This is a genomic window from Bacillus sp. PS217 (assembly GCF_037963535.1).
In the GTDB taxonomy this organism is placed as follows: domain Bacteria; phylum Bacillota; class Bacilli; order Bacillales; family Bacillaceae; genus Bacillus; species Bacillus subtilis.
In genome coordinates this window covers 992,038-1,018,449 of sequence record NZ_CP150157.1, presented here as the reverse complement: position 1 = coordinate 1,018,449, position 26,412 = coordinate 992,038, and the positions used below count along the sequence as shown (strand labels likewise).

Annotated in this window: 24 protein-coding genes; 5 read left to right on the top strand and 19 right to left on the bottom strand. The window is 44.7% G+C overall.

Translation table 11 applies throughout. The features are described 5' to 3' along the window. Positions 1 to 84: 84 nt before the first annotated feature. Positions 85 to 1,551, top strand: a complete 1,467-nt coding sequence (gene lytF, locus NSQ83_RS05330; RefSeq protein WP_198878817.1) for a peptidoglycan endopeptidase LytF — start codon at positions 85 to 87, stop codon at positions 1,549 to 1,551. A 41-nt stretch (positions 1,552 to 1,592) separates the two neighbouring features. Here lytF and NSQ83_RS05325 read toward each other — a convergent pair whose 3' ends face one another. Next, positions 1,593 to 1,916, bottom strand: a complete 324-nt coding sequence (locus NSQ83_RS05325; protein WP_003233371.1) for a YqzG/YhdC family protein — start codon at positions 1,914 to 1,916, stop codon at positions 1,593 to 1,595. Positions 1,917 to 2,116: 200 nt separating this feature from the next. Here NSQ83_RS05325 and NSQ83_RS05320 point away from each other — a divergent pair, with 200 nt between their 5' ends. Next, positions 2,117 to 2,359, top strand: coding sequence for a YhdB family protein (locus NSQ83_RS05320; RefSeq protein WP_003233373.1), 243 nt, complete (start codon positions 2,117 to 2,119; stop codon positions 2,357 to 2,359). A gap of 14 nt (positions 2,360 to 2,373) precedes the next feature. Here NSQ83_RS05320 and yhdA read toward each other — a convergent pair whose 3' ends face one another. The 13 genes from yhdA to NSQ83_RS05255 form a co-directional block, all read right to left on the bottom strand. Beyond that, positions 2,374 to 2,898: an FMN-dependent NADPH-azoreductase gene (gene yhdA, locus NSQ83_RS05315; RefSeq protein WP_003244703.1), complete on the bottom strand. Its 525-nt coding sequence runs from the start codon at positions 2,896 to 2,898 to the stop codon at positions 2,374 to 2,376. Next, positions 2,895 to 3,542, bottom strand: a complete 648-nt coding sequence (gene yhcZ, locus NSQ83_RS05310; RefSeq protein WP_041335631.1) for a two-component system response regulator YhcZ — start codon at positions 3,540 to 3,542, stop codon at positions 2,895 to 2,897. The genes yhdA and yhcZ overlap by 4 nt, the downstream gene beginning before the upstream one ends. After that, a complete protein-coding gene (gene yhcY / locus NSQ83_RS05305) occupies positions 3,539 to 4,678 on the bottom strand; it encodes a two-component system sensor histidine kinase YhcY (RefSeq protein ID WP_021479676.1) in 1,140 nt (379 codons plus the stop codon). The genes yhcZ and yhcY overlap by 4 nt, the downstream gene beginning before the upstream one ends. A gap of 147 nt (positions 4,679 to 4,825) precedes the next feature. Then, positions 4,826 to 6,571, bottom strand: a complete 1,746-nt coding sequence (gene pgcA / locus NSQ83_RS05300; RefSeq protein ID WP_088467592.1) for a phosphoglucomutase — start codon at positions 6,569 to 6,571, stop codon at positions 4,826 to 4,828. A 131-nt stretch (positions 6,572 to 6,702) separates the two neighbouring features. Beyond that, a complete protein-coding gene (gene glpD, locus NSQ83_RS05295; RefSeq protein WP_015715569.1) occupies positions 6,703 to 8,370 on the bottom strand; it encodes a glycerol-3-phosphate dehydrogenase in 1,668 nt (555 codons plus the stop codon). A 140-nt stretch (positions 8,371 to 8,510) separates the two neighbouring features. Beyond that, entirely contained in the window at positions 8,511 to 10,001 is a 1,491-nt protein-coding gene (glpK, locus tag NSQ83_RS05290; protein WP_021479679.1) for a glycerol kinase GlpK, read from the bottom strand. Positions 10,002 to 10,019: 18 nt separating this feature from the next. Beyond that, positions 10,020 to 10,844 carry a glycerol uptake facilitator protein GlpF gene (gene glpF, locus NSQ83_RS05285; RefSeq protein ID WP_003233386.1) on the bottom strand — a complete coding sequence of 275 codons (825 nt, stop codon included), beginning with the start codon at positions 10,842 to 10,844 and terminating at the stop codon, positions 10,020 to 10,022. 178 nt (positions 10,845 to 11,022) lie between these two features. After that, positions 11,023 to 11,601 carry a glycerol uptake operon antiterminator GlpP gene (gene glpP / locus NSQ83_RS05280; RefSeq protein WP_003233388.1) on the bottom strand — a complete coding sequence of 193 codons (579 nt, stop codon included), beginning with the start codon at positions 11,599 to 11,601 and terminating at the stop codon, positions 11,023 to 11,025. A 27-nt stretch (positions 11,602 to 11,628) separates the two neighbouring features. Continuing rightward, positions 11,629 to 12,981 carry an aspartate aminotransferase family protein gene (locus NSQ83_RS05275; RefSeq protein ID WP_198878816.1) on the bottom strand — a complete coding sequence of 451 codons (1,353 nt, stop codon included), beginning with the start codon at positions 12,979 to 12,981 and terminating at the stop codon, positions 11,629 to 11,631. Positions 12,982 to 13,398: 417 nt separating this feature from the next. Further along, positions 13,399 to 14,940 carry a bifunctional GNAT family N-acetyltransferase/carbon-nitrogen hydrolase family protein gene (locus NSQ83_RS05270; protein ID WP_198878815.1) on the bottom strand — a complete coding sequence of 514 codons (1,542 nt, stop codon included), beginning with the start codon at positions 14,938 to 14,940 and terminating at the stop codon, positions 13,399 to 13,401. 15 nt (positions 14,941 to 14,955) lie between these two features. Then, positions 14,956 to 15,618 carry an HAD family hydrolase gene (locus tag NSQ83_RS05265; RefSeq protein WP_033883027.1) on the bottom strand — a complete coding sequence of 221 codons (663 nt, stop codon included), beginning with the start codon at positions 15,616 to 15,618 and terminating at the stop codon, positions 14,956 to 14,958. Positions 15,619 to 15,745: 127 nt separating this feature from the next. Then, entirely contained in the window at positions 15,746 to 16,168 is a 423-nt protein-coding gene (locus tag NSQ83_RS05260; protein WP_003245462.1) for a CBS domain-containing protein, read from the bottom strand. A gap of 137 nt (positions 16,169 to 16,305) precedes the next feature. Then, positions 16,306 to 16,701 (bottom strand): YhcU family protein, encoded by a 396-nt coding sequence (locus NSQ83_RS05255; protein WP_161477124.1) that lies wholly within the window; start codon positions 16,699 to 16,701, stop codon positions 16,306 to 16,308. A 111-nt stretch (positions 16,702 to 16,812) separates the two neighbouring features. Between NSQ83_RS05255 and NSQ83_RS05250 the strand changes: the two genes are divergently transcribed. Beyond that, positions 16,813 to 17,721: an RluA family pseudouridine synthase gene (locus NSQ83_RS05250; RefSeq protein ID WP_198878814.1), complete on the top strand. Its 909-nt coding sequence runs from the start codon at positions 16,813 to 16,815 to the stop codon at positions 17,719 to 17,721. A gap of 29 nt (positions 17,722 to 17,750) precedes the next feature. Here NSQ83_RS05250 and srtA read toward each other — a convergent pair whose 3' ends face one another. Then, on the bottom strand, positions 17,751 to 18,347 hold the full coding sequence (gene srtA, locus NSQ83_RS05245; protein ID WP_198878813.1) for a sortase SrtA: 597 nt from the start codon (positions 18,345 to 18,347) through the stop codon (positions 17,751 to 17,753). After that, complete coding sequence (gene yhcR, locus NSQ83_RS05240; protein ID WP_198878812.1) at positions 18,344 to 22,006, bottom strand: endonuclease YhcR; 3,663 nt, start codon at positions 22,004 to 22,006, stop codon at positions 18,344 to 18,346. The genes srtA and yhcR overlap by 4 nt, the downstream gene beginning before the upstream one ends. Positions 22,007 to 22,088: 82 nt before the next feature. Here yhcR and NSQ83_RS05235 point away from each other — a divergent pair, with 82 nt between their 5' ends. Next, on the top strand, positions 22,089 to 22,742 hold the full coding sequence (locus NSQ83_RS05235) for a spore coat protein (RefSeq protein WP_015715563.1): 654 nt from the start codon (positions 22,089 to 22,091) through the stop codon (positions 22,740 to 22,742). Here NSQ83_RS05235 and NSQ83_RS05230 read toward each other — a convergent pair. Both NSQ83_RS05230 and NSQ83_RS05225 read right to left on the bottom strand, forming a co-directional pair. Beyond that, positions 22,674 to 23,642, bottom strand: a complete 969-nt coding sequence (locus tag NSQ83_RS05230; protein WP_003245770.1) for a hypothetical protein — start codon at positions 23,640 to 23,642, stop codon at positions 22,674 to 22,676. The two genes, NSQ83_RS05235 and NSQ83_RS05230, sit on opposite strands and share 69 nt — an antisense overlap. Positions 23,643 to 23,762: 120 nt before the next feature. Next, positions 23,763 to 24,332 (bottom strand): YhcN/YlaJ family sporulation lipoprotein, encoded by a 570-nt coding sequence (locus tag NSQ83_RS05225; RefSeq protein ID WP_003245125.1) that lies wholly within the window; start codon positions 24,330 to 24,332, stop codon positions 23,763 to 23,765. A gap of 149 nt (positions 24,333 to 24,481) precedes the next feature. Here NSQ83_RS05225 and NSQ83_RS05220 point away from each other — a divergent pair, with 149 nt between their 5' ends. Continuing rightward, on the top strand, positions 24,482 to 24,928 hold the full coding sequence (locus NSQ83_RS05220) for a hypothetical protein (protein WP_198878811.1): 447 nt from the start codon (positions 24,482 to 24,484) through the stop codon (positions 24,926 to 24,928). Between the two features lie 40 nt (positions 24,929 to 24,968). On the opposite strand, the gene tcyP is transcribed toward NSQ83_RS05220, so the two are convergent. Further along, positions 24,969 to 26,360, bottom strand: a complete 1,392-nt coding sequence (gene tcyP, locus NSQ83_RS05215; RefSeq protein WP_003244685.1) for an L-cystine transporter TcyP — start codon at positions 26,358 to 26,360, stop codon at positions 24,969 to 24,971. Positions 26,361 to 26,412 lie beyond the last annotated feature (52 nt).

Here is a 26,412-nt window from a genome sequence, read left to right as displayed (position 1 = left end):
AAAAGGCAAAACGATGAGACAAATGTGCCGATATAAAAAAGAAACAGCAAATGCAAAATCATTGGGGGAAAAAGGAGAGCTAAGATGAAAAAGAAATTAGCAGCAGGGCTGACAGCATCTGCGATTGTCGGCACAACTTTAGTAGTGACACCAGCTGAAGCAGCAACGATTAAGGTCAAAAGCGGAGATTCTTTATGGAAACTGGCCCAAACCTATAACACAAGTGTGGCGGCCCTCACATCCGCCAATCATCTTTCGACTACTGTTCTGTCGATCGGCCAGACGCTTACTATTCCAGGCAGCAAATCCAGCACTTCTTCATCTACTTCAAGCTCAACAACCAAGAAGAGCGGAAGTTCTGTTTACACAGTGAAAAGCGGAGATTCACTTTGGCTGATCGCAAATGAGTTTAAAATGACCGTGCAAGAACTGAAAAAATTAAACGGACTAAGCAGCGATTTAATTCGTGCTGGGCAGAAATTAAAGGTGTCCGGTACAGTTTCTTCAAGCCCTAGTTCCAGTAAAAAAAGCAACTCTAATAAGAGTTCAAGCTCCAGTTCAAAAAGCAGTTCTAATAAGAGTTCAAGTTCTTCATCTTCTACGGGAACATATAAGGTGCAACTTGGAGATTCACTTTGGAAAATTGCAAACAAAGTCAATATGTCCATCGCTGAATTGAAGGTCTTGAACAACTTAAAATCAGACACCATTTACGTGAATCAGGTGTTGAAAACAAAATCAAGCGGCTCTGATACGTCTTCTAAAGACAATTCATCCAAATCGAACCAAACTTCAGCAACAACTAAATATACCGTTAAAAGCGGTGATTCACTTTGGAAAATCGCAAATAACTATAACCTGACTGTACAGCAAATCCGAAATATCAACAATCTGAAATCAGATGTGCTTTACGTTGGACAAGTATTGAAGCTGACAGGTAAAGCATCTTCAGACTCTTCATCATCGTCGTCTTCTTCGTCAAATGCAAGCTCCGGCACGACGACTACATACACGGTGAAAAGCGGTGATTCCTTATGGGTGATTGCTCAAAAATTTAATGTAACAGCTCAGCAGATTCGTGAGAAAAACAATTTAAAAACGGATGTCTTGCAGGTTGGCCAAAAGCTGGTCATTTCCGGAAAAGCTTCATCATCGTCTTCATCCGGTTCTTCAAACACCACCAGCTCAACGAGTGCGAAGATTAACACAATGATTTCGGCCGCTAAAGCGCAGCTTGGGGTTCCGTATCGCTGGGGAGGCACGACACCGTCCGGGTTTGACTGCAGCGGATTCATTTACTATGTACTGAACAAAGTCACATCCGTATCTAGATTAACGGCAGCGGGATATTGGAACACAATGAAATCAGTTAGCCAGCCTGCTGTCGGAGATTTTGTTTTCTTTACAACATATAAAGCCGGCCCTTCCCACGTCGGAATTTACCTAGGCAACGGGGAATTCATAAATGCCAACGATTCCGGAGTTGTCATTTCCAATATGAACAACTCTTACTGGAAACAGCGCTATCTCGGTGCAAAACGATATTTCTAAAAACAGAAACTGTGCGGCCTTAACGGCTGTACAGTTTTTTATTAGAGCCTAAAGACGTTGATGCTGATCATATGATTTGTCACCGGATGAAAATAGACTTCGGCCCGAACAGAAAAAGTGTCATCTTTCTGTCTGACTGTCACCCGAAAGACATCTTTCGTCTGCTGATCATTCACCTCTGTACGCCCCATATAAGCATAATCAGAAAATGAAGCGCCCTTATATTCATCCTGAATTTTGCTCCAGGCAAGCTGTTCCCACTTTTGAACGGACTCGTCTGTGTCCGTTGAATGACCTTTTGCAGCCATTGACACGATAATCAATCCGCAAAAAAGAAGCGCGATGGTATACGGCAGGGATTTCATTTTTTCAGTCTCCTGTACCCAGAATATATTCCCTCATAGGTTTACCAAAAGCGATATCTTCATTCAGGCATTTTGATTTTATGTCTCCCTCATATTGCTACCCCTTTACTGACGCAGACGGCAAGTTTTGCCCCGTCAATAACAGAGGATGCGGCATAAACTAATCATGAACTTCTCACCCAAGAAAGGAGAAGCGATTCATGGATTATGCCGATTACGATAAAGCGCTTTATTACACCCATCGTTCTCAATGGGATAATTTATTAATTTTAATGGTGCGTACAGAGGACGATTTGTTATCAAAACGAATTGAGCATTTTCTGCATGCGTATCATTTTGAACAGGATTACGCCGTTTTAGAAAAGATGCTGTATTCCCTTCTCCGATATATTGATCATGCCACAGAGCTGACTTATGAAGATCAAATAGCCCTTCTCACATAAACAAATCCCGGCGTTTAGACGCCGGGATTTCCTGCTTTTGCGAACATGCTGAGTTCTTCGACAAGCTCTTTTATGCTTTCCTTAATGTTTTCAGCCACTGTAGCATTTTCAACATCAATATGCACCGGATCAAGCACCAGCTGCTTCGGAATGACATTGGCGTAGACACCCCGCATCACAGTTCTCATATTGTTCAGCGCATTGATGCCGCCTTTTCCGCCTCCCGCTACTGCCAATAATGCAACGGGCTTATATTTGAATTGTTCGCTGCTTAGAAAATCCAAGGCATTTTTTAAAGCGCCGCTCATGCCGCTGTGATATTCAGGCGATAATAATACAATCGCATCCGCTTTCGTAACGCGTTGCTTAAGCTCCTGTACTTTCAACAGTTCAGATTGTTCCGCTTCACCGTTAAAAACGGGCAATACAAACTCGCTTAGATCAATCAAATCCGTGTGATACAGAGCTGCAATATAGGATGCTGCAATTCTTGTTCTGCCATGTTTTCTTGGCGTGCCATTTATGACTAACATGTTCATTTTGAGATCTCTCCATTCAGGTTATATTTCACTGCGAAAAGCGCTGCTTGCGTGCGATCGGCCACTTCAAGTTTTGCTAAAAGATTCGATACATGGGTTTTTACTGTTTTTTCTGAAATAAACAAGGCTGCTGCGATTTCTTTATTGCTTTTCCCGTTCGCTATTTCAGTCAGAACGTCTTTTTCCCTTCTAGTTAATTGATAGTATTTTTCTTTTTCCGGGTCGTGCTGATTTTTCATATGTGTCAGCACATGGGGCATAATAGCTGTAGAAAGCTTGTATTCGCCACCATGCACTTGTCTTAGTGTTTTCACCAATTCCTCGGGCTCCGTATCCTTTAATTGATACGCCTTCGCGCCTGCCTGAAGCGCGGGGATGACGTGCTCCTGATCAGAGTAGCTCGTCAGCACAATGATATTCGTATCCGGAAATTGCTGTATTGCTTTTTTAATGGCTTGAATGCCGTCCATCTCGGGCATAGACAGATCCATTAGCACAAGATCCGGCTTTGTCTCTTCGATGACACGGAGAGCTTCTAATCCAGTTGCAGCTTCTCCGACGACTTCAATATCATCCTGGGTGGCAAAGAAAAAACGCAGACCCTTTCTGACAACATGATGATCATCAGCAATGACAATTTTCATACCGCCCCTCCTTTTCGGCTTGTTAGCGGAAGCCTGATGGACAGCTTTGTTCCTGTTCCAAGCGCTGACTCAATCCAAAACTTAGCTCCGGCTTTTTCCGCTCGCTCTTTCATACCTTTTATGCCAAGTGAAGGCAGACCGGCATGTGCTTCATAGCGAAATCCCGCCCCATGATCGATGATATCCAGCTCCGCATGGCACAAAGAAGCAGTCAGACTAACATATGCCGTATCCGTTCCGGCATGCTTTTTGCAGTTATTTAAAGCTTCCTGTACGACACGCCATAGCATATGCTCCTGCTCATCAGTCAGAACAGGACAGCCTTTTTGTGTAAAAATGATCTTCAATCCAATGAGCGCACCATAGCTTTTAATGGCTTCAGCCAGCCCTTTTTCCAATCCTCCGGGGCGAAGCTGCCAAATTAACGCTTTCATTTCTGCGAGCGCGTCCTGTGATAGGTTTTGAATGAAATCAATCATCTGCTGTAAATTTTCATCTTTTGTTAGTGTCTTCGCAGCTTTGGCAGTTAAACTGACGGAAAACAGCATTTGATTGACTGAATCGTGAAGCTCCTGAGCGAGGCGGTTACGCTCCATTAAAAGAGCATTTTTTTGTTGATATTCAGAAAGCCTCATACGCTGGATTGCCGTTCCGATCTGAAAGGCGACAGACTCGAGTAAATGCAGCTCTTCCTCATCAAACATGGTTTTTCCGGCCGCCGCTACATTTAACAATCCGAATCTTCTGTCCCCGTCTTCTAAAGGCACAGTTGCATGATGCGTAATCCCTTCTGTGTCAAAACAATGCAGGTTTTCTGCTGATTCGATGCGTTTGCAGTTCATGATATTTGCAGCCTTTCTAAGCCCTCCGTTATTGAATTTCGTCAGGCAGTAACACTCCCCTTCGCACATCAGCACTTTTTCCTTGCGGCTTAAAGCCGGGGGCAGATAAGCGTCGGCCGCTAACGTATAAGACCCATCTTCTTCGATCAGAAAAATCCATCCGGATTGAAGGTTTGTCAGACTCAGCAACTCTTTTAAAACCTCATCCAGTGTTGCTTTGATATCGTGCCCTTGATTTAAGGTTTCCGCAATCGTTTTCAGCGTTTTTAATTTTTCCATCCTCGTTTTGCTCACGTTTCTCACTCCGGCATTGATCTTGTATTTAAGATTATACCAGTTTTTTGTATTTCATTACTTCACTTGTAGGATGATTTTCTTTCAGACTTTTGGATGAGAAAAGAAAAAGCCGGATCATTTACAATGACCCAGCTCATACTTGAATTATTTTGCCGTCGACTCAACAATTTCATCCACCGTCTTCATTACATCTTCAGAAAGGGCGGCAAGACGCTGTTCACTGTCTTCCAAAGATGACCCTTTTACGGCGAAATAAAATTTCACCTTCGGCTCAGTTCCTGAAGGACGAAGACAGAACCAAGACCCGTCTTCCAGGAAGTATTTCAATACATTTGATTTTGGCAAGTCGATGGCTTCTTCTTTGCTTTCAGTCAGAAGCGTCCGTTTGCTTACAGCGTAATCTTCTGCTGTGACAACCTGTTTGCCCGCCATTTTCTGCGGCGGATTTTGTCTGAAGGAAGCAAGAATCGCTTCAATTTGCTCTGCTCCTTGTTTGCCTTTCAGCGTCAGGGATTTCAGCCCTTCACGATAGAAACCATACTCGTTAAAGAGATTGATGAGCGCCTCATACAAAGACATTCCCTGTTTTTTATAGAACGCGCAAACTTCAACTGCCAAAAGCGCAGCCTGAATGGCGTCCTTATCGCGGGCAAAATCCCCGATTAAATAACCGTAGCTCTCTTCATAACCAAATTGGAAGGTATACTGGCCTGATGCTTCGTATTCCTTAATCTTTTCACCGATAAACTTAAAGCCTGTCAGCGTATCAATCGTATCAAGGCCGAATGAAGAAGCTACAGCACGGCCGATTTCGCTTGTGACGATCGTTTTGAGAACAACACCGTTATCAGGCAGGATGCCTTGTTTTTTCTTTTCAGAAAGCAGGTAATGAAGCAGCAGCGCTCCGGTTTGGTTTCCTGTCAGCACTGTATATTTGCCTTGATCGTTTTTCACCGCGATGCCGAGGCGGTCAGCATCAGGATCTGTCGCGATGAGAATATCTGCATTCTGCTCCTCCCCAAGCTTAATGGCATATTCGAATGCCGCATGCTCTTCCGGGTTCGGCGATGTAACAGTGGAGAAGTTTGAATCCGGCAGTTCCTGTTCTTTGACAACCGTTACATTTTTGTAGCCGAGTGCTTCAAGACCGCGTCTGACCGGTTTATTTGCAGTTCCATGCAGCGGTGTGAAAACAACCTTTACATCTACTTCTTCCGATAATTCAGGATGTACAGAAATGGACGTCAGTTTTTCTGTATAAACTTTATCAATATCTTCACCGATGATTTTGATTAAGCCTTTTTCTTTTAACTTATTTTCTTCGTCCACTGTGATCGTCAGCTCATTTTCAATCGCGTTTACCTGCTCAATGACGATGTCCGCTTCCTTTGGAGGCAGCTGGCCGCCATCATCCCCGTATACTTTGTAGCCGTTATATTCAGGCGGGTTATGGCTTGCCGTTACCACAATTCCACCATAAGCGTTCAGCTGTCTGACAGCGAATGACAGCTCTGGCGTCGGGCGAAGCTCATCAAACACGTATGTTTGGATGCCTTGTGTTGCAAGTGTTTTTGCCGCTTCCATCGCGAACTCCGGAGATTTATGGCGGGAATCATAAGCAATGACAACGCCCCGTTTTTTCGCTTCCTCACCTTGCTTCGAGATGTATGCCGCAAACCCGGCCGATGCTTTGCGCACAGTGTAAATATTCATCCGATTTGTCCCGGCGCCGATTTCCCCGCGCATTCCGCCGGTACCGAATTCAAGGTCTTTATAGAAACAGTCCTCAAGGGCCTGTTCATCTCCCTCTAATTCAATAAGGCGCTCTTTTAATTCCGGATCTAAATGGTCTGTCTGTTTCCAGCGTTCATAGCTCTTTCTCCAAGTCATATTCGTCCTCCTATGTATCAGCTTATGCCATTATTTTATATGAAGCGGGTGCCTCTGTCACTTGATAACCTGAGATCTGGCCCTTTCGGCACGTAAAAAGAAATAACAGGCTGCAGACAGCCCGTTATGATTTATTGCTCAAGCGGTACGACCGCATCGTGTAAAAGCTTGTTGAGGTTTTCTGTATGTTTGTTTTTCGCCTGCTCATCCCATTGGAATCGCTCGCTCATAAAATCAATAACGGCATCTTTATATGTTCTTACCCAATTGATATCGAAAAATAAACGTCCCGTTCTGCGGACAAAGAAGTCAGCAGGGGTTGCAGTCATCTCTTCTTCTATACTGTATTCTGCCTCAGCAAGAATATGAACCGGAATGTTGCGTTTCGCGGCCTCATCTTTCAGCGCTTCTACCCGGTCAAAGACGCGATCTACGTTAGAGCCGTATCTGATCGCAAGCTGTTTTGCGTCTTTTTCTGATAAACCGGCTGCAATTCCTTCTTTTGTTTTCGCGGTAACGAAGGACATAAGATTTTTCGAACCGCCGACGTGCCCGCCAGAGATTGGCATGTTTTTCGTTTTACATGGTCCAAAATCCTTTTCGCCCTCTTCTTTTAAGCGATCACGGACAAGATCAACGATGTGCTCCGCCATTTTTCTGTATCCAGTCAGTTTTCCGCCGGCAATGGTGATCAGGCCTGAGTCAGATGTCCAAATCTCGTCTTTCCGTGAAATTTCAGAAGGATCTTTGCCTTCTTCATGAATCAGCGGACGCAGCCCCGCCCAGCTGGATTCGATGTCATTCGCAGTGATATTCAGTTCCGGGAACATGTAATTGATTGAATTGATGACATAATCACGATCCTCCGTTGTCATCCGCGGATGCTCCAGCGCCTCTTTGTAAACAGTGTCTGTTGTTCCCACGTATGTTTTGCCTTCACGAGGAATCGCAAATACCATCCGGCCATCAGGTGTATCGAAATATACAGCCTGTTTCAGCGGAAAGACAGACTGGTCAAATACAAGGTGAATGCCTTTTGTATGCTGCAAATGCTTTCCGTTTTTCGAATGGTCTTTTTCTCTGAGCTGATCGACCCAAGGGCCTGTAGCATTGACAATTTTTTTCGCATACACTTTATATTCTTTCTTTGTCAGCACATCTTCAATTAATACGCCGACGGCTTTGCCTTTTTCGTAAAGAAGCTCCTTCACTTTGGAGTAATTCACAGGCTCTGCCCCGAATTTCACCGCTTCCTTCATGACTTCGATGGTCAGTCTCGCATCGTCAGTGCGGTATTCCACATAGTACCCGCCGCCTTTTAAGCCGTCTTTTTTTACCAAAGGCTCTTTTTGCAGCGTTTCTTTTGCTGAAAGCATGCTTCTTCGTTCTGACTTTTTCACACCTGCAAGGAAGTCATAAACCCTTAACCCGATAGATGTTGTAAATGAACCGAATGTGCCGCCTTTATGAAACGGAAGCAGCATCCATTCCGGTGTAGTGACATGCGGGCCGTTTTCATACACAATCGCCCGCTCTTTTCCTACCTCAGCGACCATTTTCACTTCAAATTGTTTTAAATAGCGCAAGCCGCCATGTACCAGCTTCGTTGATCGGCTAGATGTTCCCGCCGCAAAGTCCTGCATTTCGCTTAGTGCGACCTTCATTCCCCTTGATGCCGCGTCAAGAGCTGTTCCGGCTCCTGTAATTCCTCCTCCGATAATAAATAGGTCATATGTTTTTTTCGTCATGTCTGTCAGCATGCGATCTCTTTCAAGACTTGAAAATTGATGTTTCATCATTACGTCTCCTCCTTGTTGTCACGGTAAATAGAAAAAGAGACCACAACAGCCAAAGTGCATGCTTACACTTTGGTGCTGTGGTCTCTCCTCATCTCAGGACCGTTCTTATTAACTTGTAACCATTATACCATAGTATTACTTTATTTAAAAGCCATAGCTGCTTTCACGGCTTTTTGCCAGCCTTTATACAGCTCATTTCGTTTTTCTTCTTCCAATTTAGGCTCAAACCGTTTATCCAGATTCCACTGGTTCGCGATTTCAGAACGGTCCTTCCAGAATCCCACAGCGATACCCGCCAAATAAGCCGCGCCAAGTGCAGTCGTTTCATTAATTTCCGGGCGCTCCACAGGAACATTCAACAGGTCTCCTTGGAACTGCATTAGGAAATTGTTTTTCACAGCTCCTCCATCTACACGAAGCGTCTTTAATGAAATGTTTGAATCTGCTTCCATTGCGTCAAGCACATCTTTGGTCTGATAAGCCAATGACTCCAGTGTCGCACGGATAAAGTGCTCTTTTGTTGTCCCTCTTGTCAGGCCGAAAACCGAACCGCGCACATCACTGTCCCAGTAAGGCGTTCCCAGTCCGACAAATGCTGGAACAACATACACGCCGTCAGTTGAATCCACTTTTTCTGCATAAGATTCGCTTAGCGATGAATCCTGGAACATTCTCAAACCGTCTCTAAGCCACTGGATGGCAGAGCCTGCGACAAAAATGCTTCCTTCTAACGCATAGTTCACTTTTCCGTCAATGCCCCAAGCGATTGTTGTCAAAAGCCCATGTTCGGACTTAATTGCTTTTTCCCCGGTATTCATCAGCATGAAACATCCTGTGCCGTAAGTGTTTTTCCCCATGCCTTCTTCAAAGCATGCCTGGCCGAACAATGCGGACTGCTGGTCGCCTGCCGCTCCCGCAATCGGGATATTTTTTCCGAAGAAGTGATAATCAACAGTCTCCGCATACACATGAGAGGACGGCTTCACTTCAGGGAGCATGGATTTCGGTACGCCTAGAATGTCGAGCAGTTCTTCGTCCCATTTTAAATCGTAAATATTAAACATCAGTGTTCTTGAGGCATTGGAGTAATCGGTCACATGCGCTTTTCCGCCTGACATTTTCCAAATGAGCCATGTATCAATCGTTCCAAACAGCAGCTCGCCTTTTTCCGCTTTTTCTCTTGCGCCTTCCACATTGTCTAAAATCCACTTCACCTTCGTGCCGGAGAAGTATGGATCGATTAAAAGCCCAGTTTTTTCTCTGAATTTATCATTATATCCTTTTTCACGAAGTTCCTCACAAATGCCGGACGTCTGTCTGGACTGCCAAACGATTGCATTATAGACAGGACTTCCTGTATCTTTATCCCACACAACCGTCGTCTCGCGCTGGTTCGTGATGCCGATGCCGGCAATTTGAGAAGCGCTGATTCCTGATTCAGAGATGACTGAGGCGATAACCGCGAGGACAGAGCCCCAAATTTCATTGGCATTATGCTCAACCCAGCCAGGATGCGGGAAGTATTGTGTAAATTCCTTTTGAGCAGAGTGGACAATTTTGCCTTCTTTATTAAACAGAATCGCTCTTGAACTTGTCGTCCCCTGATCTAAGGATAAAATGTACGTTTCCATAAGATGTCTCCCCTTTGATTAAATATATTTTGAATTTGATAATGTTTTAGCAGAATGTGATTTCGTATAAACATAGAGTCCTAACAATACCACAACCAATATAACGCTTACAATCCAGAAGCTGCTTGTGATGTGCCCTTTAAATGCAGCGTTGTAAAATACGCCGCCGAATGATCCGCCTAAAATCGGGCCGACTACCGGAACCCATGCGTATTTCCAGTTTGATGAGCCCTTCCCCGGAATCGGAAGAAAAGCGTGGGCTATCCGCGGACCTAAGTCACGTGCAGGATTGATAGCATAGCCGGTGGTGCCTCCCAGAGAAATACCGATTGCTACAATGAGGAAACCGACGATTAAAGGATTAAGTCCTTCTGTAAATTGATTTGCCCCAATGGCCAAGATTCCAAGCACAAGGACAAATGTCCCAATCACTTCGCTTAAAACGTTTGCAAATGTATGCGGAATGCTGGGCCCTGTTGAGAAAACACCCAGCTTGGCAGCGGGATCATCCGTTGACTTCCAGTGCGGGAGGTAATGCAGATAAATAATCACCGCACCGATGATCGCTCCGATCATTTGCGCCGCAATATAAACCGGAACCTCTTTCCAAGGAAAATCTCCTACAAATGCAAGCGCTATCGTTAGCGCCGGATTCAAATGGGCACCGCTGATGCCGCCAACCGCGTATGCCGCCATGGCAACACCCAATCCCCATCCAAATACAACAACAATCCAGCCAGACTGGAATGAAAGCGATTTCTTTAAATTGACACCTGCACAAACACCTGCACCAAAAATGATAAGCAGCATCGTACCGATGACTTCTCCCCAAAATGCTGTCATAGCACATTCCTCCTAAAGTCACGATTAAAAAGCATGATAGAGAAGAAGAGAATAAAAAAACCACAACAAACCGCTTTACGGGTGCATAAACATTTGCCGTAAAGAGCTGCTGTGGTCTCCGAGTTCTCCATCACAATGTATTAACCTAGTGCAATTGTATCAGTGCATGAAAGCGGTGTCAATCACTTTCCGTCAAAAAGTTTTCATATTTTTTCCACAATTTGGTATTAGATGTTGTGACAGCTACAGCCCCCGCTTTCAATGCCTGCTCTACATCCTCTTCCGTACGGATGAAACCCCCGGCAAAGATGGGAATCCCTGTTTTCTCTTTTATTTCCTGAATGAGTGACGGAACGATGCCGGGAAGCACTTCGATGAAGTCAGGCTTATGCTTGCCGATAAACTCCATGCTTTTCTCCATCGCGCTTGTATCAAGCAAAAACAGGCGCTGAATGGCATAAATTTTCTTCTGCTTCGCTTTGGCAATCACATTCGATCTTGTGGAAATAATCCCAGCGGGCTTGATATCCTGACATATAAATTCCGCACCGTATTCGTCATGCTTAATCCCTTGAATGAGATCGACGTGCACCATCATGTTCTTTCCGTGCTTTTGCGCTTCTTTGATCACGCCCTTCAGCTGGCCGAGATGAATATCAAGAATAACACCGTAAGAGAACGAACTGTTCAAAAACTCATCAAATTGCTTCATATTGCGAATAGCCGGTAAGATCGGCTGGTTGTGAAAACTCATCATGTGCTCCTTTAATAAATCACTTTTATATTATATCGTTTGAAAACTTTCTTTCACCGTTTTCACGATAAAGGAAAGGTCCTCTTCTGTCAGGCAAAATGGCGGCGCAAGCTGGATGACATTGTTGTAGCCGGCGACTGTATCGCCGTTTTTGCCGATGATCAGCCCTTTTTCTTTGCACGCCGCAACCACTTGGTTTACTTTGGCGGCATCAGCCGGCTCTTTAGTCAATTTGTCTTTGACGAGTTCGATTCCGATCAGCAGCCCTTTTCCTCTAACATCCCCGACTGCCGGGTGTTCTCTCAGAGCTTGAAGCTCACCTAAAAGCTTTGCTCCAAGATCGCGGGATCGCTGAATCAGCTGTTCGTCCTCCATAATTTGCAGGTTTTTCAACGCCAAAGCACAGGCAGCCGGGCTTCCGCCGAACGTGTTTACGTGGCGGAAACGGTCATAAGGAGCTTCCCCCTGATACACTTCGAAAATGTCCCGTTTCACAGCAGTCGCTGACAATGGCAGATACGCGCTTGTGATTCCCTTTGCCATCGTAATGATATCAGGCTTCACACCGTAGTGCATAAACCCGAACGGCTCACCTGTCCGTCCAAACCCGCAGATCACTTCATCGCAAATCAAAAGGGCTCCGTGGCGCCGGCAAATGTCCTCCACCTTCTTCATATATCCGTCCGGCGGCATTAGGATGCCTCCGCCTGTAATGATGGGCTCCATAATGACCCCGGCAATCGTTTCGCTTAATTCCCATGTCATGATGCGGTCGATTTCATTTGCGCTTTCAAGCGTGTCTGCATCATCAGGATTCCGGTATATATCTGGCGGAGCTGCATGCAGGAACCCTTGGCTCAAAGGCTCGTATTTATATTTCCGCTGCGCCTGTCCGGTAGCTGAGAGCGCTCCCAATGTATTGCCGTGGTATGCCCGATATCTTGAGATGAATTTATAACGGCTGTGGTCGCCGTTTTGCAGATGGTACTGGCGGGCAATTTTAAAAGCAGTTTCGTTTGCTTCCGATCCGCTGTTGGAAAAAAAGATAACATAATCGCCGCCAAGCCATTCATTCAGCTTTTCCGCCAGTTGAATTGCGGGTGCGTGACTTTGCGTTAACGGGTAGTAAGACAGTTCCTTTAGTTGCTCATAGGCAGCCTCCGCAAGCTCCTTTCTGCCGTAACCAATGTTGACGCACCACAAACCGGACATCGCATCCAAATAGCGGCGTCCGTCTATGTCGGTTACCCAGGCCCCCTCGGCCTTCTGGGCTATCAGGCTGTCCGCTTGATGCGCCCCCTTCATGGCATGCCACACAAATTGCTCATCTTTTTGCTTTAATCCCTGATTTTGCTGAATGTTTTCCATCCCCATCATCTCCATTTCATTAGCGTTCCCTATAATGCCAATTCAATTGAAACAGACCTTCTCTTTATGTGATGTCTTGGTGATGATTTCCCTGCCTTCAATATAAAGCCAGACCGGGTCAGAGTCAATAAACCGCGTAAATAATAAAACATCCCCTTTCTCAAGAAGAAAGAGGATGAAGCTTCCAAAGCAAAACAGGCAAAGTGACAATGCTCAGCATCGTACTGATAAAGGTTGCACTCGAAACAACTTGGACAGCCATTGCAATAGCAATATGAAGCCTAGCCGTTTTCTGTATGATATAGGAAATGGCGAAAATACAGAAACTCCATAAGGCACCTCCGCTATACCTACTTTTATTTTAAAGATAGCACCTAAACAATTCCGCTTTTGTTTTAAAAAACCCGCCAATTCAGGCGGGTTTTTTGGGGATTATTTTTCATATTGAATATGATAAATATCACGCCGTCTGTCTTTTAGCTGGCGCACTGTACCGTTTTGGCGCTGTCTTCTGAGAATTTCCAGGTCAACATCGCCGATGACGACCATTTCAATATTCGGGTTTGTTTCGCCAACAATGCCGTCTCGGGCGAATTCAAAATCAGACGGGGCAAAGATGCCTGACTGGGCGTATTGGATATCCATGTTTTCCGTTTGCGGAAGGTTTCCAACCGTTCCCGAGATAACCGTATAAATTTGATTTTCAACCGCTCTTGCCTGCGAACAGTATCTGACACGCAGATAGCCTTGACGGTCTTCTGTACAAAATGGCGTAAAGATGATTTTGGCTCCTTTATCAGCCGCAATCCGGGCAAGCTCAGGAAATTCAATGTCATAACAGATCTGGATCGCGATTTTTCCGCAGTCCGTATCAAACACGCGAACCTGGTCACCTGCGCTGATCCCCCACCATTTGCGTTCATTCGGCGTAATATGGAGTTTGTATTGCTTTTCGATTGTTCCGTCCCGTCTGAACAGGTAAGCGATATTATAGATCTTGCCTTCCTCTTCGACGAAATGAGATCCGCCGATAATGTTGACGTTATACTTCACAGCCAAGTCAGTAAACAGGCTGATGTAATCTTCTGTATACTCGGTAATTCTCTGCACCGCCAAGCTCGGTGACCGTTCCTCAAGGAAGGACATCAGCTGGGTTGTGAAAATTTCTGGGAACACCGCAAAATCAGATCTTGCGTCTGAAGCAACATCGACATAGTATTCTACTTGATTCGCAAATTCCTCAAAGGAATAAATTTTCTTCATTTCGTATTGGATCACACAAATTCTAACAGGGAACGCCGATTTATAATAGCGTTTTGTCTGCTGCGGTAGATAATCGACATTATTCCATTCCATCAGCGTCGCATACTTGATCGAAGCTGTATCATCCGGGAGATAGTTCGGGTTAATTCGCATAAGGGTAAAGCCGTTCATCAGCTGAAAAGAAAGAACCGGATCGTAAATTTGGTGGCGTGTCACCTGTTCAACATACTCTCTCGCTGTCATTTCCTCTGCATATTTATGATAGTTTGGAATCCGACCGCCTATGATGATGCTTTTCAGGTTTAAGCGTCTGGCTAAGTCCTTTCTCGCCTCGTACAAACGGTGGCCGATTTTCATTCGTCTGTATTTCGGGTGCACCATGACTTCAATTCCGTACATATTCAAGCCGTCAGGATTATGGTTGGTGATATAACCGTCATCTGTAATGTCCTGCCACGTATGGCGGTCATCATATTCATCAAAGTTAATCAGGAGACTTGAGCACGAACCGATAATTTCACCCTCGAATTCTGCACAAAACTGTCCTTCTGGAAAATGCTCCAAATGGCTGATTAAATGCTCCCGCTTCCAAGGCTCCATTCCTGGAAAGCAGTCCTTTTGAAGATCGATAATCTTGTCGATGTCTTTCTCTTCGATATTGCGGATAACCATTTTCTTTTCAAACCGGGTCAAATCTAATTTCTCAGACAACCTACTCGCTCCTTTCTAGTTTTGTGAGTTCAGATGATCAAGCAATAGGGCGAGCTCCATCTCCGCCATTGATTCAAGCCTGTGATCATAGTCTTCAAACATCAAGGTACCCGTTACTTTATTCGGGACAATGACACACTTCATGCCTGCACGTTTCGCAGCAATCGAACCATTGACAGAATCCTCAAACGCGAGACATTCCGCTGGCGATACCCCGAGGTTCTTTGCCGCCAATAAATAGAGTTCAGGATTCGGCTTTACCTCTTCCACATCATCAGCAGTTTGAATAACTTCAAAATCATCAAACAGGCCGATTTGCTTCAAATGGCCGGAAACCCATTTATAATCAGAGCTGGAGGCAAGGCCTACTTTTAAGCCTAAATCCTTTGCCGCATTCAAATACGCTTCGACACCAGGTCTCGCTTTTTCTGTTTCCATGCGTTTGGCGAACCGCTCTCTTCTCAATTTTGTGAGTTCTTCATGGTTCAGCTTTTTCCCGATCTGCTCTTCTAAATAGTCAAAAGGCCGGAATCCCGCAGCAGTTCCGATGACCTTTCCCCAGACAGATAGCGGCAGCACTGAGCCGTGCTCTTCAAATATTTCCTGAAGAACCTCATATTCGTGTGTTTCTGTATCTAGAATAAGCCCGTCAAAATCAAAAATTAACGCTTTAATCACTGGGTACAACTCCTTTAGTCCGAATTGAGACATATGTATACACTCAACTATACCCCGAAACAAGTCTGCTTTCAAAAAGTAAAGCTTTATGTGAAGAAAGAGCCTGCACACTGCAAGCTCTTTCTTATTAATGAATGTTTTGGTGAGAAATGTTTGTCAGCGCTGATCCCGCAGACTCGTTCGACATCTGATTGACTGCCAGGTCTCCAAGCGCAACGATCCCGACTAGATTGTTTTGATCTACAATAGGAAGGCGGCGGATTTGGTGCTGGGCCATCAGCTGCGACGCGTCTTCCAGACTCATATTAGGGTTTCCTGATACGAGTTCTGTTGACATCACTTCTGAAACGGGTGTCTGGCCATCACGGCCCTGAGCTGTAGTTCTTAATGCAATGTCACGGTCAGTCAGCATTCCTTTTAAAACACCTTGCTCTACAACGGGGATCGCCCCGACGTTATGCTGTTTCATTAGAGAAGCCGCTTCCTGAATCGTTTGATTCGGAGAAACGGTTGCCACCTGCGTTGTCATTGTATCTTTAACTGAACTCATTGTCAGCACCCCTTTCAATCATTAGTATGTTCAGACACGAGCCGTTTAAAAAGGGAGTTAGAGGAAAGGTTTTATGATATGATTTCTCTGATACAAAAAAGAGCTTTTCTGAAAATAGAAAAGCCCTTCCCGCATGATTATATCAGCCTTCTTTGACCGAAAAAGGCTTTGTTAGTCTTCTTTTGAAAGTCAGAAAAAGCAAACGGAAAATAAATCCCAAAATCATTCAGCATCTTGCTGTTTTTTTCAAAAATCGCCTGATCACTCAAATCAGAGTACGGCGAAGGCTTGGTCAGGATAATATGTATCATTTGCAGACAAGCCATAATTTGAAATGCTTCTTTTAATGTTCCTTGGTAATAATGGTTATTTAAAGACAGAACGCCTTTCTTTTTAAAGCGCTGAATGTCCAGTTCGGAGAAATAAAGAGGAAATACATCATGGATCAGCTCCATAGTCAGCTCCTTGATAAAGCTCTCCTGTTCTGCAGTTGCTGCGTTCACAATTCTCACGTCAATCACCTTTCTTGCCATCGAATATCCTAAAGTCTTACTCAAGAATAGCACAGAAAAAAACGCGAAAGCTAAGGTAAGTGTTTCCTATGAGAAACAGCAGCCTTCCGCTTCGAAAAGGAGCCATTTAATATGAACCAAAAAGGCAGAGGGCTTGAGATCCTCATCAATGAAAAACAGGACGGCCAATGGCTGTTTTCCGTACTCAAAACAGCGCTCAAAGCTTCTAAATCAGTGATACAAGACTGGATGTCCCATCAACAGATAAAGGTCAATCACGAATCCGTCTTAAACAATATGATTGTAAAAAAGGGAGACCGCGTGTTCATTGATCTTCAGGAAATTGAAGCATCTTCGGTCATTCCGGAGTATGGCGAGCTTGATATTTTATATGAGGACAATCATATGCTCATCGTCAATAAACCCGCTGGCATCGCGACGCATCCGAATGAGGATGGGCAAACCGGCACACTGGCTAATTTGATCGCGTATCATTATCAGATAAATGGCGAAACATGTAAGGTGCGCCACGTCCATCGTCTTGATCAGGATACATCTGGCGCTATCGTTTTTGCCAAGCATCGTTTGGCACACGCCATCTTAGACCAGCAGTTAGAGAAAAAGACGCTGAAGCGTACGTATACCGCCATCGCTGAAGATAAGCTCCGGACGAAAAAAGGGACAATTAATTCACCGATCGGCAGAGACCGATCACACCCGACAAGACGCCGGGTTTCACCAGGCGGGCAAACAGCCGTCACTCATTTCAAGGTAATGGCCAGCAATGCGAAAGAACGGCTGTCGCTCGTTGAATTAGAGCTGGAAACAGGCAGAACACACCAAATCCGTGTTCATATGGCGAGCATCGGACATCCGTTGACAGGAGACTCGCTTTACGGAGGCGGGAGCAAGCTGCTAAACAGGCAGGCACTGCACGCCAATAAAGTACAAGCGGTTCACCCGATAACAGACGAGCTCATAGTTGCTGAAGCCCCTTTCCCGGCTGATATGAAAAACCTTTGCCGCACATATTTTTCATGAAGAAAAGCCGCAGGCACTGCCTCGGCTTTTTAAGTCACTCGTTTTCCATATATAATATAGCGTTTCGGGGCATTTCCGACGTATGAAAACGGATAGCAGGTCGTCAGAATCAGCTCTTCCTTTTCATGCTGGAGCGTGATAATAGATGTGTCATCCTTATCGACAATTTTTGTTTTTACAATTTCATATCTGAATTCTCCATATGACAGGAGAATGCGGAGCTGATCCCCCTTTTCCAGCTCTCCCGTCCGGCGAAACACGGTATCCCGATGCCCCGAAAGCACAATTTGTCCGTTTTCATCAGGATAATAGCTGTCCTTGTAATGCCCGACACCTTTTTCTAAATCATCAGCATCGGTGCCCTCCACGATCGGAAGCTCTGCATTGATTTTCGGTATTTCTAAAATGCCGCTCGCTTGGCCGGTCTCAGGCTTAAATGATGCTTTGTTCTTTGCTTGATCTGCGCTATTTTTTGTCCCCAAAGGTTCCTGCGGCTTTTTAGCCGCCAGTTTTGCTTCTTTTAATGTCTGTTCCGTTTTCATATTCGTATCGATCAATTTAAAGCCTCCATAGCCTGTGATCACTAGGCCGGCAGCAATGATAAATAGTGGAATAACTTTTTTCACGTTCTGGAGGCGCTCCTTTTTCTTCTGACATATAGATAAGTTCCGGACAATGTCACCGCCGCACCGATCACCATAAAGTTATAGTAGCCCGCTGACGTATCCGGAAGCTGATGATCAGACCCGCTTTCCGCAGTCTCGGTTTGTAACGGCAATGTGCTGATGCTATTAGCAGTATCAGCGGTTTTTGTGTTGTTGATTGGTATTTCATTGAATCTCGAAATGGCTGAAGGCGGAAGCTGATGAACCGGTGCTGTTCCCGGAGTTTCTTTTATATCATGCAAATCTTCATCTGGCCTTGGATCCTCTTTAATCGGATCCTCCGTCCCCGGATCATCTCCAGGCTCTTCCGTAATCGGGTCTTCTGTTACAGGGTCTTCAATATCACTGGCTGCAGCGAGCTTAATTCTTCCCTCTTTTGTATACGCAATTGGCTCATCAAAACTCTTCACGTACTCAACTGCCGCTTCCAAATCCTCTGGCCCAGTCACCGGATTTTTTCCCAGCAGTCCGATTGGCTGATATTTGGTTCCTGTCGCAGTCGCCATAAAGTTGTTGACGGTCAATGTATATGTGGCATCGGGCTGGATCTCGGTGCCATCTGCCATTTTCATATCAACTGCTTTTCCGGTATCTTTATCCCACGTATACGTAAACCCGCTGATGCTGTAGTCAGGCCCAAAAACCGGCGAGATTTGAGCATTGATAATCTCTCTTAAATCTTTTCCTTTAATCTCAAGCTTCGTTAACACATTTCCAAACGGCTGAATGTTGTAAAGATCTCCCCACGTAATCGGGCCCTTCTTCAACGCTTCACGTATGCCGCCGCCATTCATAAGAGCAAAATCCGTTTTCATGGCAGCTCTCATACCATCCGCAATCAGGTTTCCAAGAGGTGTATCGCCGTCATTTGAATACCCCCCTTCCATATCAACAGCGGCTTCGCCGACTACCTCGCTGATAATCGGTTCCGCAATTGTTTCGTATTTCTTTAAAATGGCTGACGCGCTGACATCCGGTTCGATTTTACTTTGATCAACATATACGATTTCCGCGGACTTTTTGACAATGTCTTTTGTCGTTTTATCGATCTCTACATCAACGACACCTATCGCTTTTCCATATTCAAACGCTTGAACAATCAGTTTTCCATTCACTTCACCGTTAACAACCTGATGATTATGCGCGGCAAAAATCATGTCAATTTCAGAATCTGTTTTGTTTGCAAGATCAGCAGACTCACCGGTAATGGCGTTGCCGTTTTGTCCAGCTGACATATGTGCGAGAACCGCGATGGCCTTCACGCCTTTTTTCTTGAGCTCTTCGGCCGCCTTATTCACCGCTGTCACTTCATCTGTAAACTCGATATTTTTTATTCCTTCAGGCATAACCATGCCAGCTGCCGACTGTGTGACAACCCCGATAAAAGCAACGGGTACGCCCTCCACATTTATGATGTCATAAGCCGGCAAAAAGGGCTCTCCAGTTGATTTCATTTTACAATTGGCACATACAAGGGGAAAGTTCTGTCCATCATATCCGCTTGTGCCTTTCGGATGATCACCGCCATTTAAGATCCTCAGCAGTTCATCCGTGCCTTCATCAAATTCATGGTTTCCCACGGTTCCGACATCAAATCCGATGTCCTCCATCAGTTCTACAGTCGGTTCATCTTGAAGAAGAGAGGAAACTGGAGAGCTTCCGCCGATCATATCTCCCGCGTGCACAATCAGCGAGTTTTTCTTTTCAGCCTTTTTTTCTTTTAAATATGCGGCGGCATAATCCATGCGTCCAAACGTGCCGTCTGCAATTCCATTTCCATCAAGATCAAGCTCATATTGCTGATCGATTTTGCCATGCAAATCATTCATGCTGAGAATTCTAAGCGGCACATGTTCTTGAGGTGCCGTTTGCCTTTTTTTATATCCCGCGCTCTCCGCTTCACTTGCTGAAGCGAAGAAAATTCTGTTTTCCACAGCTACCTTCTTCCAGTCAGCTGGCTGCACATATGTTTTATTCGACGAGTCCCCCACATATCTTGTTAAGCCTTTCCCTTGCTCTCTGGCTCTGAATTCAAACGGCATTTCCATGAGCGGATCGTTTTCATTCCAAATTCCTTTTTGGTCTTTTTTTGCAGCGGCTACTGCGGCCTGAAACTGCTGATAATCCTCTTCATTGTCAACCGGCCAAATAAAATACGTCGGAGCATAGCCATTTTTTACAAGCTCTAAGTTTACGTTGGAACCTGATTCGGTTATGACTTGTCCGAGCAATCTGCCATAGCTGTCCTTGGCTTCACTCCCGACCTTGACAGTAATTTTATCACCCGGGGACAGAACCGTTTTTAGATAGTCAGATGCTTTTTTGCCAAATCTTAATTGATTTTCATCTGCGTCGTTTTTTGGTGTGTGATATGTTTCGGGTGTATCTACATTTACAAACCGGATTTTTGTCGTTCCAAGCACCGGAGATTTGAGATGAATGGTATCGCCATCAACTACCCGGTCAACAATCCCTTCATATTCTCCCTCTGCAGACGGAGGTGCGGGCTGCTCTTCAAGCAGCTTCAGGTCAGCCGATTTTCGCGGAAGCAGCTGAAAGGTTTGGTATCTGCTTAACACACCGGTAAATTCATACCATTTGCCCTCATCAAGCTCGTTTATCACCGCTGTTTCATTCATAACCCGGAGCGTCATTGCCTGATGGTCGTCATCAATCATTGTTACATTGTAACCGCCGCCGGCAGGAGAACTTGGAATTGAGGAAACAAAAGCGGTTAGTTTCACAAGGCGTCCTTCATACTTATCACCTAGGCTGCCGTTAATAAGTTCATTGATTGTTAAGTGTTTGGGGGCGGGGAGGGATTGATTTGACTGGTTGATTTTGATGCCTGATGAGTTTGGAACGATTTCTTTCAGCCCCTGGTAAGACGTGATTTTCCCTGTCACCGTGACATCCATACCCTCTTTTAATTCGGGAAATTGTTCAGGGGATGGCGAATAAATGTTAATGCCTCCGGTTTCATCTTGCAAAAAGGTCGACAGTTTCCCGCCTCCGATTGCGTTTTGATCAGCTGTAATGATCCCTTTTATCGTTACTTCTTCATTCAGCCTTCCCCGTGCTTCATTTATGGTCACTGGCTGTTCAGCCGGCGGAGTTTTCGTGTCATCGGTTACGTTCATCGACTGAACGTTTTTAAGTCCTGTCGTGTTAAAGTAATTTTCAAGCTTTCCTTGAACCGTTATCTTTTTCCCAAGAAGAAGCGGATTAGTTTGCAGCCCAAATTGGCTTCTGAAGGCGGAGGGGATTTGCACAGGAAGGATGTGTTCGGGCGATGTCTCGTTTTTACGGTCTGCCAGCGCAACATTATAATCATTTGAAAAAGGGCTTGTCAGCTTATAATGCTGCGGGGAAACAGCCTGGCCGACTGCATATCCTTCGACAAGCGCCTGTCCTTCTTTTTGCTGTATTGCCTTCTCAATCGATATAGGCTGTTGCGGTTCAGCTGCAGCTGCCTTTACAGCTTCGCACGTGTACATTACATTTAAGAACATCAATGCCGTGATCAACACAATATGCAGAATACGCCTCATCATATTTCCTCCCTTAATATACACATAATGACAACGATTTTGTCTGCTTATCATTTCGACAGACAGCATATAATTCCTTTCAGGCTTCTGCATAATACACGGCAGACTGACACAAAATACAGCTGATCTGAAAAAAAAGGAGGAATTCGGTTTGGATCAGTTCAATCAGCAGCAGCAATCCCAAATGAACAAAGGTATTCCTGGCAAACCGCATAAAAACCACGGCGGACATGAAATGTTTGATATGCATGAGGTGCTTTCCGGAACACTTACTGTGCTAGATCAGTTTATGATGCTGAGACAATTCTGTAAGGATCAAGAATTATTAAACATCCTTGATCGTCAACATCAATTCATTACATCTCAATACAATATAACTGCAGAATGCTTCAAAACAGGCAGCGAACCTTCACAAAAAACAGCAACTTATATGATGAAGGAGGACAACCAGGCTGTTTACGGCATGCAGCCGTCACAGCCTAAAAAACCTGTTCAATCCATGAATGATATTGATGACAGCATCATCAGCCGACAAATGCTTTGCGCGATTAAAGCACAAGCTTCTATGCTGACGATGGCTTCTCTGGAAATGACAAATCCGGCCGTAAGACGCGTACTGTCTGCGCAAATTCAGGAGTATGTTGAAATGGCATTTGAAATTTTCCTATACCAAAACAAACACGGCTATTACCAGGTTCCTCAGCTTGATGCGCAGGATATGGAACAGCTGAGAAATTCATTCGCCCCTGCCCAAGGACAAATGCCTCCGACACAAGGCGGAATGGGTCAGCAAGGACTTCACTAATAACAAAGGCATTGGATAGATACTATCCAATGCCGCACTGTTTTTTTCAAATTTTTTCTTGAAATCTTTTTCAAATTGATCAAGACTTTCCTTTGTTGCTGATTTAAACCCTTTTTCAAAGTCCCCTTTTTTTGCTGTTTCCTTAATCATTTCTGAAATAATGTCTTTCCCATATTTGTCCGTCAGCTCATCGATCATATAAAAGCTTTGCAAATAGACATCAGTGTCATATTCGGCTCTGGCTTCCTGCCAGTCTCGATCAGTCTGCAAACGGTCAAAGGGCACGACAGAAAACGTGATCGGATCTATGAGCAATTCGTAGTTCGCAATCCACTCGCTTAACCCTTCATGAAACCATAACGGAAACTCATCGGGATCCGTCTCAAGCTCCTTCAATTTCTGGTGAAACGCATGGTGCGAGTATTCATGAATCAACAATCTCTGGTACAAATAAACCGCTACCTCGTCCCCTTCTAACAGTTTCTTTTTCTCTTCAGGCAACAATCCGATCAGCTGCTCCCGTTCAGAATAAAAACCAACTACATCCAATAAACCGGAGTAAGCCTCCATCTGTTTTTCATTAGGAAAAAAAATAATGTCAATAGGCTTTTGATTCGAATATCCAATCATAATCTGATTAATACTGACCGCATATTCAAGCGTTTCTTTCGTCAATGGCAGTAAGGACTTTTCCTTAGAAGTGTAATAAATATCGGCCTGTTTGAATGACTCTTTCTTCATGTGCTTCGTCACTTGTTCTTTTGTTATTCCAGATGCCTGACCTGGAAAAGACAGGATATACATCGCGCTTGATACGATGGCTGAGCTCACAGCCAGCATCACAAGGACTCCGCACAGGAATAGAGCGGATGCCGCACGCTTTCCTATGCCATCCCGCAAACGTCTCCCTCCCTGAGCCGGTCCGTCTTGTACCTTTTTATTTTTACTCTATGCAGCCTGAGTTCGCAGTGTGTCATTAACGCAAAGAAAAAGCCGCACAAATTGTGCGGCTTTTTTTATTTATTCAGCGTTAGGGAATACGCGCTGTACAGTTTGTGTAAATTCATCAAATAATCCGGCGATTGGGTCACCATTTTGAATACGTTTTCCATATCCTTGCATACGCTCTACAAAATCAGGGTTAGCTGAAACGTAAACATTATCAATGTTTTTGTCAGTAGATCTTACCTTTTTGGCTATTTTTTTCTTCAGATTGTTTTCTACTGCACCTTTATTTCCATTGGTTAAAACGACTGCAACGTAGGCTTGATTTCCAGCCACAATGATATCGGCATGCTTTACTTCTTTTAGGTCTGTTACTTTATCAGCTGCTTCATCAGCAACCTCAAGTTTTCGGTCGTTGTTATTATCGTCATTTACACGATTGTTATTGACATTATCATTAACATTATTGTCAACGTTATCCCGATTGTTTACATTGCGCATATCGTCATTGGCCGGATTTCGATAATTTACGTTTCTTACATCATTATTATCACGTCTGCCCTCACCTTGGTCGGCCACACCGCAGCCAGTCATAAGCAAAGGGATAAGAAGCACAGACGCAAGGACTTGTTTTTTTCCAAACATGTGAATTCCTCCTTTATCACTTTACTTATAGGTTTTTCTAACTGGCTTTAATTATGCATGCAAATCTGGAGGAAATGCTTTCCCGGGAAATATAACGGTTAATTTGTCTAACGAGGGGGAAAATATGAATACACTGCAAAGGAGGGATCATGTTGTTCAACCAGCGAAGAGGAATCAGCCCCGCAGCATTGATCATAGGATCAACTATGCTTATTGCTGCATTATCACCTCAGATCCGCCACAGAATCAGCGGGTTTATCACAGGACAAATGAACAGACGAAATTCAGAAAATAACACGTTTGATGCTTCTAATGTAGGAAACATGGTCAAACAAGCATTTAGCGGAAGCAGCGGTGATAACCAGGACCGTTCGCAGCATCAAAGCCAGCGGCAAAATGGCCGTCAGCACCAGCACGCCGGACAGCAGCAAACACAGCACCAGCATACACAGTCTCAAACTAGGCAAACTGAGACAGCCGCGAAAAAAAGACAGCAGCATTATGCTGAACCCATTCATTTTGAACAAAGCGCAATGAATGTCATGGACGACAACACGATGATGGAAATGCTGGAGGACTTAGAACCCGGCCGTTAAAAAAACGTGTAATCCTGTTGGGATTACACGTTTTCATATGTTACGCTTCTTCAGCTTCAATCACTCTGGATTGATCATGAAATGCCCCTTGATCAATTTCCTTTGTGACCTTACTTGTAATAAGACCGGATGTCATGCTTCCGCTGACATTCAAAGCAGTACGCCCCATGTCGATTAACGGTTCAATTGAGATTAATAAACCGGCGAGCGCGACAGGCATGTTTAATGATGATAAAACAAGAAGCGCCGCGAATGTCGCTCCGCCGCCGACTCCGGCAACACCGAAGGAGCTGATGGCAACGACTGCAATAACAGTGATAATAAACACCGGGTCAAATGGATTTTGGCCGACAGTCGGAGCAATCATCATCGCCAGCATCGCAGGATAAATGCCGGCACATCCATTTTGGCCGATCGAAAGACCGAACGAACCGGCAAAGTTTGCGATTCCCTCCGGTACACCCATGCTTCTCTGTGTTTTAATATTCAGCGGTAAAGCACCTGCGCTAGACCTTGACGTAAATGCAAATACAAGTACAGGCACCGCTTTTTTCAAATAAATCACCGGATTCAAGCCGCTGAACGTCAGCAGCAGCAAATGAATGATAAACATAGTGATTAACGCGGCATATGAAGCAATCACGAACATGCCCAGTTTTAGAATGCTGTCAAGATCACTCGTGGCAATTGTTTTTGTCATGATGGCCAGCACCCCATAAGGCGTCAGTCTCAAAATGAGTGTGACAACACGCATGACAATGGCATAAACGGCATCAACCAGTTTTTTAAATGTTTCTGCCTGTTCCGGCTGTTTGTGTTTTACGCCGAGGAATGCCACTCCAAGGAAAGCGGCAAAAATAACGACAGCGATTGTTGAAGTCGGTCTAGCTCCCGTGAAATCTAAAAACGGGTTTCCAGGCAGCAGTTCAACAATCTGCTGCGGCAGCGTTTTCGCTGTCATATCCTCTGATTTCTGCTGAAGCTCCTGCCCCCGTGAAAGCTCTGTACTTCCTTGGTCAACCTGAATCGCCTGCAGATCAAATGAAAGCGCGGACGCGATACCGACAGCTGCAGCAACTGCTGTTGTTGCTACTAAAATCCCGATAATCAAACCGCTGATTTTCCCAAGATTTTTTGTCAGCTTCAGCTTTGTAAATGCGCCGAGAATCGAAATAAAGACGAGCGGCATGACAACCATCTGAAGCAATTTGACATATCCGCCCCCGGCAATATTAAACCAGTCGGCTGTTTGAATGACTATATTTGAAGTCGGGCCGTAAATCAGCTGAAGCGCAAATCCGAATACAATTCCCAGCCCCAGCGCAGTAAATACACGTTTAGAGAAGGAAACATGTTTTTTCTGCATAACAAAGAGCCCTAAGATAAGTAAAAATAAAATAAATACATGTAATACAACCAGTAAAGTCTCCAAAGCAGGTAAACTCTCCCTTCAAATTTTCTCATTTACTATATTACACTAATTC